Source organism: Vreelandella neptunia (genome assembly GCF_034479615.1).
Lineage (GTDB): Bacteria > Pseudomonadota > Gammaproteobacteria > Pseudomonadales > Halomonadaceae > Vreelandella > Vreelandella neptunia.
Genome location: NZ_CP140255.1, coordinates 2,722,794 through 2,737,312 on the forward strand (window position 1 = coordinate 2,722,794; position 14,519 = coordinate 2,737,312).

Annotated in this window: 13 protein-coding genes and 3 tRNA genes; 10 read left to right on the plus strand and 6 right to left on the minus strand. The window is 55.9% G+C overall.

Translation table 11 applies throughout. From position 1 onward, the window contains the following. Positions 1 to 41 precede the first annotated feature (41 nt). The 6 genes from uvrC (at position 42) to nadB (ending at position 4,845) form a co-directional block, all read left to right on the plus strand. Positions 42 to 1,856, plus strand: coding sequence for an excinuclease ABC subunit UvrC (gene uvrC, locus SR894_RS12660; protein WP_133732746.1), 1,815 nt, complete (start codon positions 42 to 44; stop codon positions 1,854 to 1,856). A gap of 96 nt (positions 1,857 to 1,952) precedes the next feature. Beyond that, positions 1,953 to 2,501: a CDP-diacylglycerol--glycerol-3-phosphate 3-phosphatidyltransferase gene (gene pgsA / locus SR894_RS12665; protein WP_133732747.1), complete on the plus strand. Its 549-nt coding sequence runs from the start codon at positions 1,953 to 1,955 to the stop codon at positions 2,499 to 2,501. Positions 2,502 to 2,585: 84 nt separating this feature from the next. Next, a tRNA-Gly gene (locus tag SR894_RS12670) sits at positions 2,586 to 2,660 on the plus strand. Positions 2,661 to 2,756: 96 nt separating this feature from the next. After that, a tRNA-Cys gene (locus tag SR894_RS12675) sits at positions 2,757 to 2,830 on the plus strand. Positions 2,831 to 2,899: 69 nt separating this feature from the next. Then, positions 2,900 to 2,986 (plus strand) — tRNA-Leu (locus SR894_RS12680). 248 nt (positions 2,987 to 3,234) lie between these two features. Then, positions 3,235 to 4,845 (plus strand): L-aspartate oxidase, encoded by a 1,611-nt coding sequence (gene nadB, locus SR894_RS12685; protein WP_133732748.1) that lies wholly within the window; start codon positions 3,235 to 3,237, stop codon positions 4,843 to 4,845. Here the strand turns inward: nadB and SR894_RS12690 are convergent. Beyond that, a complete protein-coding gene (locus SR894_RS12690) occupies positions 4,842 to 5,270 on the minus strand; it encodes a hypothetical protein (protein WP_244286577.1) in 429 nt (142 codons plus the stop codon). The genes nadB and SR894_RS12690 overlap by 4 nt on opposite strands. Then, a complete protein-coding gene (locus SR894_RS12695) occupies positions 5,230 to 5,523 on the minus strand; it encodes an FAD assembly factor SdhE (protein ID WP_133732749.1) in 294 nt (97 codons plus the stop codon). Before SR894_RS12695 ends, SR894_RS12690 begins: the two co-directional genes overlap by 41 nt. 206 nt (positions 5,524 to 5,729) lie before the next feature. Here SR894_RS12695 and SR894_RS12700 point away from each other — a divergent pair, with 206 nt between their 5' ends. The 3 genes from SR894_RS12700 (at position 5,730) to lapB (ending at position 7,627) form a co-directional block, all read left to right on the plus strand. Further along, positions 5,730 to 6,026, plus strand: coding sequence for an integration host factor subunit beta (locus SR894_RS12700; protein ID WP_007113226.1), 297 nt, complete (start codon positions 5,730 to 5,732; stop codon positions 6,024 to 6,026). Between the two features lie 89 nt (positions 6,027 to 6,115). Then, the gene (locus tag SR894_RS12705) at positions 6,116 to 6,421 is read left to right on the plus strand and encodes a LapA family protein (protein WP_027958442.1); all 306 of its coding nucleotides are present in this window, start codon (positions 6,116 to 6,118) and stop codon (positions 6,419 to 6,421) included. Beyond that, the gene (gene lapB, locus SR894_RS12710) at positions 6,422 to 7,627 is read left to right on the plus strand and encodes a lipopolysaccharide assembly protein LapB (RefSeq protein WP_133732750.1); all 1,206 of its coding nucleotides are present in this window, start codon (positions 6,422 to 6,424) and stop codon (positions 7,625 to 7,627) included. Positions 7,628 to 7,657: 30 nt separating this feature from the next. Here lapB and pyrF read toward each other — a convergent pair whose 3' ends face one another. Then, positions 7,658 to 8,359, minus strand: a complete 702-nt coding sequence (pyrF, locus tag SR894_RS12715) for an orotidine-5'-phosphate decarboxylase (protein ID WP_133732751.1) — start codon at positions 8,357 to 8,359, stop codon at positions 7,658 to 7,660. A gap of 280 nt (positions 8,360 to 8,639) precedes the next feature. Between pyrF and SR894_RS12720 the strand changes: the two genes are divergently transcribed. Continuing rightward, entirely contained in the window at positions 8,640 to 8,921 is a 282-nt protein-coding gene (locus tag SR894_RS12720; protein WP_133732752.1) for a ComEA family DNA-binding protein, read from the plus strand. Between the two features lie 81 nt (positions 8,922 to 9,002). On the opposite strand, the gene prpD is transcribed toward SR894_RS12720, so the two are convergent. From prpD to acnD, 3 genes are all read right to left on the minus strand, one after another. Next, positions 9,003 to 10,487: a 2-methylcitrate dehydratase gene (prpD, locus tag SR894_RS12725; protein WP_133732753.1), complete on the minus strand. Its 1,485-nt coding sequence runs from the start codon at positions 10,485 to 10,487 to the stop codon at positions 9,003 to 9,005. A 52-nt stretch (positions 10,488 to 10,539) separates the two neighbouring features. After that, positions 10,540 to 11,739, minus strand: a complete 1,200-nt coding sequence (gene prpF / locus SR894_RS12730; protein ID WP_133732754.1) for a 2-methylaconitate cis-trans isomerase PrpF — start codon at positions 11,737 to 11,739, stop codon at positions 10,540 to 10,542. 120 nt (positions 11,740 to 11,859) lie between these two features. Further along, positions 11,860 to 14,469: a Fe/S-dependent 2-methylisocitrate dehydratase AcnD gene (acnD, locus tag SR894_RS12735; RefSeq protein WP_133732755.1), complete on the minus strand. Its 2,610-nt coding sequence runs from the start codon at positions 14,467 to 14,469 to the stop codon at positions 11,860 to 11,862. Between the last annotated feature and the right edge of the window lie 50 nt (positions 14,470 to 14,519).

Sequence of the window (14,519 nt, forward strand, 5' to 3'; positions counted from 1 at the left end):
CCCCATCTTCCCCTGCTGTTATCGGGTACCGACACGCTGATATGACCTTTGATTCAAAACAGTTCTTGAGCTCGGTAAGCTCCTCGCCAGGGGTTTACCGTATGCTTGATGAACAAAGTAATACGCTTTATGTGGGCAAAGCCAAGCGTTTAAAAGCGCGCCTTGCCAGCTATTTCCGTGGCCAGTTGAATACCAAAACCCAAGCCATGGTGGGGCGCATCGCCGATGTTCAGGTCACCGTCACGCGCACGGAAACCGAAGCCCTGCTGCTTGAACAGACGCTGATCAAACAGCTGCGTCCGCCCTATAACATTCTGCTGCGTGACGATAAGTCCTACCCCTTTGTCTTTGTCACCGACCGTCACCCTTACCCGGCACTTGAATATAAACGCGCCCGTCAGCGCAGCGACGATGGCCGCTATCTAGGCCCCTACCCTAGCAGCGGAGCCGTGCGTGAAAGCTTAGCGCTGATGCAGAAGATATTTCATATACGCAACTGCGAGGACAGCGTCTTTGCCCACCGGTCACGCCCCTGCTTGCAGTATCAGATTCATCGCTGTAGCGCTCCCTGCGTCGACTATATCTCCGCCGAGGACTACCGGCGCGATCTAGAACACGCCGTAATGTGCCTGGAAGGCAAAAGCGAAAGCGTGACCCAAGAGCTGATGGAGGCGATGGAAAAGGCCAGCCAGGCGCTCAACTTTGAGGAGGCCGCCCGTCTTCGCGACCAGGTTCAGCAACTACGGCAGCTTCAGCAGCGGCAGTTTGTCGACACCGGAGGCGGTGATGCGGATATTTTCGCTCTCGCCCAGCGCCCCGGTGCGCTTGGCGTTTCAGTGTTAAGCGTCCGCGATGGTCGCCTGCTGGGCGCGCGCCATCACACGCCGAAAAACGGTCTGGATCTACCGCTTGAAACGCTGCTCACCGAGGTGGTTAGCCAATACTATTTTGGCCAACCCCATAACGTGCCCAGCGAAGTAATTACTAGCCACCCGCTAGACGACAGCGAGCTTATCGCCGAGGCGTTGACCCAACAGGCGGGCAAACGCATTCGCGTTACCAGCCAAGTGCGCGGCCACCGCGCCCAGTGGCAGCAGCTCGCCATTACCAACGCGGAGCAGCAGTTGGCCTCACAATTGGCCAATCAAACCCAGCTCACCCAGCGCTTTACCGCTCTGCAGAAAGCGCTGGGCCTAGAAGACACACCGCAGCGCCTGGAGTGTTTCGACATTAGCCATAGCCACGGTGAGGCCACCGTTGCCTCCTGCGTGGTGTTTGATCATCAAGGCCCGCGTAAAAGCGACTACCGCCATTTCCGTATTGAAGGGGTGGCCGCCGGTGATGACTACGCTGCCATGCAGCAGGCCCTAACCCGACGCCTAAAGCGCGTAAAAAGCGGCGAAGCAGTCGCCCCGGACATCCTGATCGTCGACGGCGGCAAGGGTCAGCTCAATATGGCCCGAGAAGTGTTTAAAGAGCTCGACATCAGCAACATCATGCTACTGGGCGTCGCTAAAGGCACCACGCGTAAGGCAGGACTTGAAAGTCTGTTTGTGGAAACAGCGGACAATCCGCTGGATTTGGATCCGGCCTCCCCCGCCCTACACTTGATCCAGCATATTCGCGATGAATCACACCGGTTTGCCATTGCGGGCCACCGCGCTCAGCGTGATAAAGCGCGACGCACTTCAACCCTGCAGGATATTCCAGGCATTGGCCCCAAGCGTCGTCGTGAGTTACTGCGCTTTTTTGGCGGCCTGCAGGGGGTACAAAAGGCCAGCCGCGATGAACTCGCCCGCGTACCGGGCATTAATGCGTCGTTAGCCGAGAGTATTTACCGGGCACTCAATGGATAAACGCTCGTTTGCCATAGATGCCATCGGCCAAGGGGGATAGAATGACCCCCAGACACTTCGAATCCTCTGATTTCCCGGCAAGGATCGCACCCTGCGATGAACATACCCAACATATTAACGCTGGCGAGAATCGCCTTTATTCCGCTGCTGGTGGTGCTGTTTTATCTACCCTTCAGCTGGAGCATGCCCTTGGCGGCTGGCTTATTTGGTCTAGCCTCCATTACCGACTGGTTGGATGGCTACTTAGCGCGACGCTGGAATCAGTCCACGCCTTTTGGCGCATTTTTAGACCCTGTGGCTGACAAACTCATGGTGGTCGTCGCCCTGGCGCTATTGATTGAGCGTTACGACACCCTGGTGCTGACGCTCCCTGCGCTGGTGATTATCGGCCGGGAAATTGTCATTTCAGCGCTACGCGAGTGGATGGCTGAAATGGGTAAACGTGGCATGGTGGCGGTTTCTTGGGTAGGCAAGCTTAAAACCACTCTGCAAATGGTGTCGCTGCTGATCTTACTGGCGCTTCCACCGACGCACGAATTTGCACTGCTAGGCGTTGTAGTACTTTATACCGCCGCTATCCTAACGCTGTGGTCGATGATTCAGTACCTGAAAGCGGCCTGGCCGCATCTTAGCCGCTCCATGTAAGCTGCTGATAAGTAAATAAGGAGCACGCATTAATTCATTGATTGACAACTTGGCGGTGATCCGTATAATTCGCCCTCGAGTCGAGCGGGAATAGCTCAGTGGTAGAGCATCGCCTTGCCAAGGCGAGGGTCGGGAGTTCGAATCTCCTTTCCCGCTCCATTTTGGATGTGTGGTAAAAGGGTATCGCCAAGGCGAGGGTCGTGATCTGGTGCGCCAGCCCGGTCGAATCTCCTTTCCCGCTCCAACGACTTTTGAGGCTGGATGGCAGAGTGGTTATGCAGCGGACTGCAACTCCGTGTACGCCGGTTCGATTCCGACTCCAGCCTCCATCTTTGTGTAGCAGTGGTGTTTTAAGTAGAACGAAACAGCATTGCGATGTGATCTTTGTGTGATGTAAAGCCCGGATGGCGAAATCGGTAGACGCAAGAGACTTAAAATCTCTCGGGGGCAACCCCGTGCCGGTTCAAGTCCGGCTCCGGGCACCACTCTCTGCTTTTCACTTCCCCTTCAGCTTTTCTTCCTCAGTCATTTAACTTCCTATATTGATTTTTATTACGCCGCTCTTTGCTGCGCCTTTTTGCGTGCTCGAATATCACTCATTTCTTAAGCCGAAGCATCGCTAAACGCTAATCGCCGCGCTATGATGCCTGCCTTCTAATTATTTGTCCTCGGCGAAGCTTGCGACGTTTAGGGCTTGCAATATTTCGGTCAGCATCAAGGGGGAGCGGGCACTATGAGCACGCCAATATCCGATGTACTTATCATTGGCGGCGGTGTCGCTGGGCTAACCCTTGCCTTGGAAGTGGCCGATCACAGATCAGTGACACTGGTTCGCCCCGCACAAGACGACCAAGGTGCCAGCCGCTGGGCCCAGGGCGGCATTGCCGCTGTGCTTTCGCCGGATGACGATCTCGATGCCCATATCAACGACACCCTGGTGGCTGGCGATGGGCTATGCGATAGCGAGGCCGTTCGCTTTACCGTCACCAATGGGCCCGCAGCCATTCAGTGGCTGATTGATAACGGCGTTCCCTTTACACCCGAGCACGACCCTGCCGCACGCTACCCGTATCACCTCACCCGAGAAGGCGGCCACAATGCCCGGCGGATTATCCACGCGGATGACGCCACCGGTCGCGCCGTGGTGGATACGCTGGTAGCCAAAGTGGCGCAGCATCCCAATATCACCCAGCGCAATGATTTAACCGTTGTTGGCCTGCTACAAGATAATCAAGGTGCCTGCCGTGGCGCCTATGGCAGCGATACTAACCAACAGTGGCACTCGCTCACTGCGCGCCATACCGTATTGGCCACTGGCGGCGCAAGCGGCCTTTATCGCCACACCACTACGCCCGCTCCTAGCAGCGGCGAAGGCATGATGATGGCGGCAGAGTTGGGGGCTCGGTTAATGAACCTAGAGTTTCAACAGTTTCACCCAACCTGTCTATTTGACCCCGAAGGCCCGGCGTTTTTGATTAGTGAGGCGGTTCGTGGTGAAGGCGGACATCTGCTCAATGGGGCCGGAGAGCGTTTTATGCTGGCGCTGGACAAGCGCGCCGAGCTAGCCCCAAGGGATGTCGTCGCCCGCGCCATTGATGCCGAAATACAGCGCAGCACCCTAGGCCACGTGTGGTTGGATATTCGCCATTTAGGTGAAAAGGCAATTCGCCACCACTTCCCCACTATTCTGGCGCACTGTGCTTCTCGCGGTATCGATATCACCCAGCAGGCTATTCCCGTGGTGCCTGCTGCCCACTATAGCTGCGGCGGTGTCGCCACCAACCTGCAAGGTGCCACCAAGGTTGCCAACCTCTATGCCATCGGTGAAACAGCTTGCACAGGCCTACACGGCGCCAACCGAATGGCCAGCAACTCACTGTTAGAGTGTTTGGTATTTGCACGCAGCTGTGCCCAAACGCTGCTCGCACAAGGGCAGGAACAATACGGCCAAGCGAACAGCAGTATCGGATTTCAGCCCCCAGCGCAGGCTGCGGCAGCGGTCTTACCCAAGGAAGTACTCAGCGATATACGCCAACAAATGCGCACCACCATGAGCCAGCATGTCTCCATTGTGCGCAGCGAAGCGGGGCTAAGTTCTGCTCTGGCGCATTTGAAGGCGCTGCTAAACAGCTTGGAAGAGATTAACGGGGCCCTAACAGCCCCGGAAGGCAAACGCTTGCACCAGACACTACAGTTAGCAATATTGACCGTGCTCGCCGCTCAGCAGCGGCATGAGTCACGAGGACTGCATTACTCCACCGACTGGCCCCACCAACAGCCCACAGCCGTTGCCTCTTCGCTTTCGATAAACGATTTATCAGAGGCGTTAGAAAAAAATCGCTAGCGGCCAGGACGGTGGAACAACTGCCTTACCTCACGCAGACCTTTGTGAGGCGCGCTATCAGGCCAGAGCCAAACCCGCTGCGTACCCACATAAAGTCCTATTAACCAGGGCCCTAAATAGTCACAGCGAACCTGATCCGCGTCACTCAGATCCTCATTTCCCGTGAGAGCACCCACCTCATGCTGCGACTCGCGCAGCCAACGGCCTTGAACTTGTAGCGCCGTCAACGTCAGCGAGAGCACGCCTTTGGGTTGACGAAGATAGCCGCACCACCCAAGGCCACCGCCCAGTACAAGCATCGCCACTGCTGCTAGCTTACCCCCGACCCAATAGCTCAACGCTACTAGCCCGATCAACAACCCACACTGGGCTAGTAGCCAATACTTAGAGGGTACGATAGGCAGAATTATCGGTGGTTTCAGCATGCTCAACGATCATTTGTACGATTCGCCGCTGGCTCGGCTCCTCGGGCCACTCGCGGTGCATCAGCCAGACAAACAGATCCTGATCTTCACCTTCAATGAGCTGCTGATAGGCCAGCTGATCCTCTTCGCTGAGATGGTCAAACCGCTGTTCAAGAAACGGGATAAGCAGCAGATCAAGCTCCCACATGCCGCGCCGGGAGTGCCAGTAAAGCCGTTTGCGCAAAATGGCTGCTGGGGAATTGTCGTCGTTCAACGTCAGCCGCTCCGATCTAATAAATGAAGGGTCAGTATACCTAAGCTGTGGGGTCGCGCCAGCGCCCTCCATCGCCTATGCTGTTAATGAGTCTAGAACCTTGTTTTATCTGAATTGTTTTATACTGAATTGCGCAGTATGCTGAATTTGATGTTAGCGAGGTCGAGAGCGCGTCAAGGCCTTCAATGTTCGCAGGGAGCCAACCGATGACTAAATCTGAATTAATCGAACAAATTGCGATGCGTCAGCCGGAGTTGTCCGCCAAAGATGTTGAAACGGCGGTGCGTATTATCCTGGACGATATGACGGATTCTCTTTCTAGCGGTGGTCGCGTTGAGATCCGTGGTTTCGGCAGCTTTTCGCTGCACTACCGGGAGCCGCGGGTAGGACGCAATCCAAAAACAGGCGATGCAGTTGATCTGGAAGGCAAGTACGTGCCGCACTTTAAGCCTGGGAAGGAGCTACGCGAGCAGGTAGACGCTAGTCGAGCACTAGGCTACTAAAACGCGACTATTCATTTCTGTGGGATGACGTCGCCGCTTGAGTCGTACACAATAGCGCTACCGTGAACGTCACAGACTAGGAAACTCACATGCGTTGGATCAAAGGGCTGATTCTAGCCGTTATTTTGCTGATAGTAGTGCTGGTCGGTATTCTGTTTGCCGTTAATAATCAGCAAACCATTGCCTTAAACCTTATTTGGCTGGAGCTACCAGCGGTATCGCTGTCGGTTTGGCTGCTCGCGACGTTGGTGTTTGGCGTCATACTCGGCATGCTCGCCATGCTAGGTGTCTACGTGAGATTAAAAGCCACCCTGGCCCGCAGCCAGCGACAGAATAAGCAGCAGCGTAAAGAGCTCGATAGCCTACGCACCCAGGAGTTTAAGGAACTGGCATAAATGCTGGATGTCGCGCTGCTAAGCGTACTGTTGGTCGCCATTGCCATCGGTTACGGGTTAGGTTATCACCAAGCCGGACGCCGCCGACATCGCTCCCGACCGCCCGCGGCCTCCTCGCAGGCGCTCTCCAGAGACTACTTCGTCGGGCTTAACTACCTGCTTAACGAGCAGCCCGACGAAGCGATCAATACCTTTATTAACGTGCTTGCAGTCAACAGCGAGACGGTTCATACCCATATCGCCCTCGGCAAACTGTTTCGCACCCGCGGCGAGGCTGATAAAGCGGTGAGCATTCACCAAAACCTGCTAGCACGTCCCGCCCTTTCCCAACACACCAACGAACAGATCCAGCTTGAGCTTGCCCGGGATTTTATGGCGCTTGGTGTTCATGACCGCGCACAGCGGCTACTCAATACGCTACTGGAGCATAGCGGTGATGATGATCACCGCTATGCTGCGAAACAGCTGCTCATTGATTTATTAGAGCGCGAAAAAGCGTGGCAGCAAGCCCTCGACGTTATCCAGCCGCTGCTTAAGCAGTATCCTAAGATGCGTCGTCCAGCGGCCCACTGGCTATGCGAGCTGGCTTTAGAGGAAATTAGCGAAGCCAGTCGACCACTGGCGAAAAAGCACCTCAAAAAAGCCCTGCAACTGGATGAAAACTGCGTTCGCGCCACCCTGCTACTAGCCGAATTAGAGATGGACAATGGGCACTATGACCGCGCGATTGAGCGATTAGACAACATCCCAGGGCAAGAGATAGCGCATATCCCCACCATGCTGCCCGCCCTCAAGCACGCCTATCTGCGCAATAATGATGAAGCTGGCTATGAAGCTCATCTATACCGGCTACTTGAGCAAGCGCCTTACACCAGTACGATTATTGCGCTAGGGCAGCTCGTGCATCAGCGTGAAGGGGTCGACAAAGCAATTGAGTTGATTGGTGAGCGATTGCGCGCCGTGCCGAGTTTAGGTGGGCTGGATTATTTGATCGATCTGTATATTGAAAGCCAACGCCTGAGTGGAAAACCCTCCCCAGATACACGCCTACTGTTACTAAAACATCATACCGATGCGCTACTGCTTAATAGAACGCGTCATCGCTGCCAGCGCTGCGGCTTTGCCAGCGACGCGTTACAGTGGCAGTGCCCCAGCTGTCGCTTCTGGGGCACGATTAAGCCGGTCATTGGCGTTGAGGGCGAATAGTGCTCACAAAGCTAAGGTGTTCAAGGGTATTTAGTGAACCCCTAGTTCCGCCTCAATCGCCTCAAGCGCTACCATGGGGTCGTCAGCCTGAGTAACGGGGCGACCGATGACCAGGTGGCTGCTTCCCTCTGCCATAGCCTCACTGGGGCTCATCGTCCGCTGCTGGTCATTAGCGACTGCAAAACTTGGCCGAATACCAGGGGTCACTTTCAAGAACGACTCACCGCATAGCGTTTTGATCCGCGCGGACTCCTGGGCCGAACAGACGACCCCTTGTAAGCCACTCTGCTTCGCCAGCAGCGCTAAGCGCTCCACGTGATCGGCGAGTGGTGCCTGAATACCCAGCTCTGCTAAATCAGCGGCCTGCATACTGGTCAATACGGTAACGGCGATTAAATGGGTCGTTAGAGCATTCTGATCCAGGCGTTGCACTGCCGCCTCCATCATCCGGCGCCCGCCGCTGGCATGAACGTTGACCATCCACACGCCCTGCTCAGCCGCCGCCTGCACGGCGCTGGCAACGGTATTGGGAATATCGTGAAATTTAAGATCCAGAAACACTTCAAACCCACGCCCATGCAGCGCCTCAAGCACCGCCGGGCCGCTGCGGGTAAATAGCTCCTTACCCACTTTCACACGGCACCGGGCGGGATCCAACTGATCAGCCATGCAAAGCGCGGCGTCTAGTGACGGGTAATCAAGGGCAATAATAATCGGGGAATCGGTGGCCACAACGTTGCTCCAAATACGTTTTCGACCATTATATCAGCCTCTCCCCACTCCTCGCTCCCCCGAGTGCAAGCTGCATGTAAGCCTTTTGCCATATATGAATAGCTAAAAACTTACAAGCGCCGTCATAGATCTCTTACAGAAACACGTTCTCAATAAAGCTAAGTTAGTAATGCATCGGCGTTTAACTTGCTCATTATTAATTCGGGCACGAGTAGAAACCTCTACTCAACGCCGCTTGTGCAATCCAATCAACCCATCGTTATTAAAAGGATCATTGCAGATGAACATGACAATTAAAGGGATATTGGCCGCCCTACTGCTGAGCATTAGCTTAGGACTTTCCAGTGGCGTGCTGGCCCAAGAGGTAGCCCCAATTAACGTCAATACAGCCGACGCTGAGCTGCTGGCCGAACTACCGGGTATTGGGCCCAGTCGAGCCGACGCGATCATTGAAGAGCGCGAAACCAATGGCGCCTTTGAAAGCGCTGCAGACCTTGAGCGTGTCAATGGTATTGGGCCAGCCACCGTTGACCGCATGCGCGATCAAGTGACATTTGAATAACCTCATTGAAGCGCATATTGATCGTTAAAAGTCCACAAAGCCCGGTGCTTACCCAAGCCGGGCTTTGTGGATAGCGTGCTTTTAAATCATCCACATATCCAAGAATTTGTGTACCGGCATTGCTTCAAGGGTTGTCTGACGGCTGCATATTTCGGCAATTGTTTGGCAACGACTTGCTGGAAAGCGGGTCGCTAAATTGCGCTCAAACTTTTCAACCAATAGCGGCATCCCCTCTTCCCGACGACGTCGATGGCCTACCGGGTACTCCACTACGATTTTATCAGACGCACTCCCATCGCTGAAAAATACCTGCACCGCATTGGCGATAGAGCGCTTCTCAGGGTCATGGTAATCCGCCGAATACTCAGCGTTTTCTTCTACCACCATCTTATTACGCAGCTCATCTATCAGCGGATGCTCCTCATGAAAGCTATCTTCATAGTGCTCAGCATTAAGCGCACCAAAGATAAGCGGCACCGCGGTCATGTATTGCAGGCAGTGGTCGCGATCCGCCGGATTGGCGAGTGCGCCGGTTTTGGAAATAATCCGAATAGCCGAATCGTGGGTGGTGAGTACAATCCTATCGATCTCGGCCAAGCGCTCCTTCACCTGCGGGTGGAGGGTTACGGCGGCTTCACAGGCGGTCTGGGCGTGAAATTCAGCCGGGAAGGAGATCTTAAACAGAATATTCTCCATCACGTAGCTACCAAACTCCCGCTGAAAGCGTAGGCGACGGTCAGCTTCCGGCTTGAGGCTCAAATCTTTGTTGGCATGACTGAACAGCACATCGTAGAAGCCCCATTGGGGCGCTGACAGCGCGCTGGGAATACCCATTTCACCACGCAGGGCGATATCCGCTAAGCGCACGCCCCGTGAAGTGGCATCCCCTGCGGCCCAGCTTTTACGCGAACCGGCGTTGGGCGCATGACGATAGGTGCGCAGGCTCTGACCATCTACCCAGGCGTGGGAGAGCGCCGAGAGCAACTGCTCGCGATTGGCGCCCAACAGTTTGGCGGCCAGCGCCGTAGAGGCGACTTTCACCAGCACCACGTGATCGAGGCCAACGCGGTTGAAGCTATTCTCCAGCGCCAGCACCCCCTGAATCTCATGAGCCATGATCATGGCGTTGAGCACATCGCGCATTGTAAGCGCAGCGTCGCCTTGTGCAACCCGCTGCTGTGAAAGGTGGTCAGCAACGGCGAGTATCCCACCCAGATTATCGGAGGGGTGACCCCACTCGGCGGCAAGCCAGGTGTCGTTATAATCCAACCAGCGGATGATACAGCCGATATCCCACGCCGCCTTAACCGGGTCCAGGCGAAGCGACGTGCCGGGCACTCGTGCCCCAAACGGAACCACCGTGCCTTCCACTATCGCCCCCAGATGCTTAGTACATTCAGGGAAACGTAGCGCCAACAGCCCGCAGCCAAGCGTATCCATTAAGCAGTAGCGGGCGGTTTCCAATGCCTCCTGTGACTCCACCTGATAATTGAGCACGTAGTCAGCAATGGCCTGTAGCTCGGGGTCGTAATCAGGCCGCTGATTGGTTTCGGATGTGGCGGACATAGCACTCTCCTGTTGTATACCGATCCATTCAGTATGGCCCAGCGAGGGTTTATTAAAAGCTGTCGCCGGGTATACGAACTACCCCCTCCATCAACACCCGCGCACTGCGGCTCATGATTGCCTGCTCAATATGCCAGCGCCCATCTACTAGGTTTGCTTCCGCACCCACACGAAGACTTCCGGAAGGATGACCAAAAGTAACCTCGTTTCGCTTACCTCCACCGGCGGCTAGGTTCACCACAGTGCCTTCAATCGCCGCTGCGGCTGCTATAGCAACGGCTGCAGTGCCCATCATGGCGTGGTGTAGTTTGCCCATGGAGAGCGCTCGCACCAGCAGGTCGATATCGGCCGCCTGAACGTTTTTACCGCTCGATGATATGTAATCCGCCGGTGGGCTAACAAAAGCCACTTTGGGCGTGTGCTGGCGACTGGCGGCTTCGCTGACGTCGTTGATCAACCCCATACGAACTGCACCGTGGGCACGAATGGTTTCAAACATAGCCAGGGCTTTGCTGTCGCTATTGATGGCATCCTGCAGCTCGGCGCCGGTGTAACCAATGTCAGCGGCGTTAACAAATACAGTGGGAATACCGGCATTAATCAGGGTCGCTTTCAATATCCCCACGCCTGGCACGTCAAGCTGATCAATGAGATTACCGGTGGGAAAAATGGCCCCCTCGCCATCGGCCGGATCCATAAAGGCCACAGGAATCTCGGCAGCGGGAAAGGTCACGCCATCCAGCTCAAAATCGCCGGTCTCCTGCACTTCGCCATTGACGATAGGCACCCGTGAGACGATGGTTTTCTGGATATTCATCTGCCAAATGCGTACCTCGGCCACCCCGTTTTCAGGAATACGCGCAGGGTCAACAAGACCATTGGTAATTGCGAAAGGGCCGACCGCCGCGGAGAGGTTGCCGCAGTTACCGCTCCAATCCACATAGGGCTTGTCGATGGAGACCTGACCGAACAGGTAATCCACATCGTGTTCGGCTGACTCACTTTTCGACAGAATCACCGTCTTGCTAGTGCTTGAAGTGGCGCCCCCCATACCATCAATCTGCTTTTCGTAGGGGTCGGGGCTGCCGATTACCCGCAGCAGCAACTGATCCCGTGCGACACCCGGCCGCTGTGCCGCTTCGGGTAGGTCACTTAGTTTAAAAAACACGCCCTTACTGGTACCGCCGCGCATATAGGTTGCGGGTATTTTTATTTGCGGTACGGGGTTTGTTTGCACTGAATCGCTGCTCATCATTACCACTCCTAAAAAAATAACCCGGTGCTCTAAGCTTGTTTCGAAAAGCTAGATTCGAAAAACTAGGTTCGAAAAGCTAAAGGCACCGGGTTCTCTCGGTCAGCTAGGCCACTTCAATTAAGCCGCCGTGGACTCAAGAAAGTCTTGGGCAAAGCGCTGCAGTACACCACCGGCGGTGTAAATCGACACCTCCTCGGCGGTGTCCAAACGGCACTTCACCGCAACCTGCTCGCTGTCACCGTTTTGGCGGTGGATCACCAGGGTGAGCATCGCCCCTGGCGAAACGGTGCCTTCGACATCAAAGGTTTCAGTGCCGTCCAGGCCCAGTGTCATACGCGTAGTCCCAGGCTCAAACTCCAGCGGCATCACCCCCATACCGATCAGGTTGGTGCGGTGGATACGCTCAAAGCCTTCGGCGGCAATCGCTTCCACCCCCGCCAGCGCCACGCCTTTAGCCGCCCAATCACGCGAGGAGCCCTGGCCGTAATCCGCCCCGGCAATAATGATCAGCGGCTGCTTGCGAGCCATATAGGTTTCAATCGCCTCCCACATGCGGGTGACTTGGCCTTCCGGCTCTACCCGCGCCAGCGAGCCCTGTTTAACGTTGCCGTCGGCATCGCGCACCATCTCGTTGAACAATTTCGGGTTGGCGAAGGTGGCCCGCTGAGCAGTTAGGTGGTCACCGCGGTGGGTGGCGTAGGAGTTAAAGTCCTCTTCAGGCAGGCCCATTTTGGCCAAGTATTCGCCCGCTGCGCTGTTCAACTGAATAGCGTTGGAAGGCGACAGGTGGTCGGTAGTGATATTGTCCGGCAGGATCGCCAGCGGCCGCATGCCTTTGAGGGTGCGTACTTTCGCCATATTGCCCTCCCAATAAGGCGGCCGGCGGATATAGGTGCTCTGGGGCCGCCAGTCATACAGCGGGCTGACCTGGGCGCGGGCGCTCTTATCCAGATCGAACATGGGGATATAGGTCTGACGGAACTGCTCCGGCTTCACCGATGATTTGACGATCGCGTCGATCTCTTCATCCGCTGGCCAGATATCTTTCAAGGTGACTGGGTTGCCCGCCTGATCCACGCCCAGGACGTCTTTTTCGATATCAAAGCGAATCGTGCCCGCAATGGCGTAGGCGACCACCAGGGGCGGTGACGCCAAAAACGCCTGCTGGGCGTGGGGGTGAATGCGCCCATCGAAGTTGCGGTTGCCAGAAAGCACGGCGGTCGCATAGAGATCCCGCTCAATAATCTCCTGCTGAATTTTTGGATCCAGCGCCCCGGACATACCGTTGCAGGTAGTACAGGCGTAGGCCACCACCCCGAAGCCAAGATTTTCCAGTTCGCTCATCAAACCGGCTTCTTCCAGGTACATCTTGACGGTTTTCGAGCCCGGCGCCAGCGACGACTTCACCCACGGCTTACGCAGCAGACCCAGCCGATTGGCGTTACGGGCAATTAGCCCGGCGGCAACCATATTACGTGGGTTAGAGGTATTGGTGCAGCTGGTGATGGCGGCGATGATAACCGCGCCATCGGGCATTTTGCCCGCTTTCTCTTCCGCCTGTGCTGCCTCAAGCCCTACCGCAATGCCGCGCTGTGCCAGTTCTGAAGTAGGCAAATGAGCGTGGGGATTGGAAGGCCCCGCCAGAGTGCGTTTCACCGATGAGAGGTCAAAGGTTAGCACTCGCTCATACTCAACCTCGGTCAAGCTATCCGCCCACAGGCCGGTGTGCTTGGCGTAGGTTTCAACCAGTGCAACCTGTTCATCTTCACGGCCGGTAATTTTCAGGTAATCGATAGTTTGGCCATCGATGTAGAACATCGCCGCGGTCGCGCCGTACTCGGGGGTCATATTGGAAATAGTGGCGCGATCGCCGACCGTTAGGGCATCGGCGCCTTCGCCGTAAAACTCTAAATACGCGCCGACGACGCGCTCTTTACGCAGAAACTCGGTAATCGCCAGCACCATATCGGTACCGGTAATGCCAGGTTGCAGCTTGCCGGTCAGCTCCACGCCGACGATATCCGGCAGGCGCATCATGGAGGCACGGCCCAGCATGACGCTTTCAGCTTCCAAGCCACCCACACCTACGGAGATAACGCCCAGGGCATCGACCATGGGTGTATGGCTATCGGTACCCACACAGGTATCCGGGTAGGCAATGCCGTCGCGGTTCTGTACCACTGGCGACATCTTCTCCAGATTGATCTGGTGCATGATGCCGTTGCCCGGGGGAATCACATCAACGTTTTCAAAGGCCGTTTTAGTCCAGTTAATAAAGTGGAAGCGGTCATCGTTGCGGCGGTCTTCAATGGCGCGGTTTTTCTCGAAGGCGCCCTCTTCCGACCCTGCGTGCTCCACCGCCAGCGAGTGGTCAACGATTAGCTGGGTAGGCACTACAGGATTGACCTTGGCGGGGTCGCCGCCCTTTTCAGCGATGGCGTCACGCAGCCCGGCTAAGTCCACCAGTGCGGTCTGGCCGAGAATATCGTGGCAGACCACGCGCGCGGGGTACCAAGGGAAATCCAGGTCACTCTTGCGCTCGATCAGCTGTTTTAGCGCATCGGTAAGCAGTTCAGGATCGCAGCGGCGCACCAACTGCTCCGCCAGCACACGTGAGGTATAGGGCAGCTGCGCATAGGCTCCGGGCTGAATATCTTCCACCGCCTCGCGAGCATCAAAAAACTCAAGCGCTGTGCCAGGCAGGGGTTTACGGTATTGGGTATTCATAGCAGACAGACTCACAAGAAGGGGGCTGAAAAAAGCCCGGTGTCCAAGTC

Bases quoted from the DNA above. Each gene is read 5' to 3' on its own strand.
- lapB (WP_133732750.1), top strand. From the start codon at position 6,422: ATGCTGGATGTCGCGCTGCTAAGCGTACTGTTGGTCGCCATTGCCATC.
- pgsA (WP_133732747.1), top strand. From the start codon at position 1,953: ATGAACATACCCAACATATTAACGCTGGCGAGAATCGCCTTTATTCCG.
- SR894_RS12720 (WP_133732752.1), top strand. From the start codon at position 8,640: ATGAACATGACAATTAAAGGGATATTGGCCGCCCTACTGCTGAGCATT.
- SR894_RS12705 (WP_027958442.1), top strand. From the start codon at position 6,116: ATGCGTTGGATCAAAGGGCTGATTCTAGCCGTTATTTTGCTGATAGTA.
- uvrC (WP_133732746.1), top strand. From the start codon at position 42: ATGACCTTTGATTCAAAACAGTTCTTGAGCTCGGTAAGCTCCTCGCCA.
- nadB (WP_133732748.1), top strand. From the start codon at position 3,235: ATGAGCACGCCAATATCCGATGTACTTATCATTGGCGGCGGTGTCGCT.
- prpF (WP_133732754.1), bottom strand. From the start codon at position 11,739: ATGAGCAGCGATTCAGTGCAAACAAACCCCGTACCGCAAATAAAAATA.
- SR894_RS12700 (WP_007113226.1), top strand. From the start codon at position 5,730: ATGACTAAATCTGAATTAATCGAACAAATTGCGATGCGTCAGCCGGAG.
- acnD (WP_133732755.1), bottom strand. From the start codon at position 14,469: ATGAATACCCAATACCGTAAACCCCTGCCTGGCACAGCGCTTGAGTTT.
- prpD (WP_133732753.1), bottom strand. From the start codon at position 10,487: ATGTCCGCCACATCCGAAACCAATCAGCGGCCTGATTACGACCCCGAG.
- SR894_RS12690 (WP_244286577.1), bottom strand. From the start codon at position 5,270: ATGCTGAAACCACCGATAATTCTGCCTATCGTACCCTCTAAGTATTGG.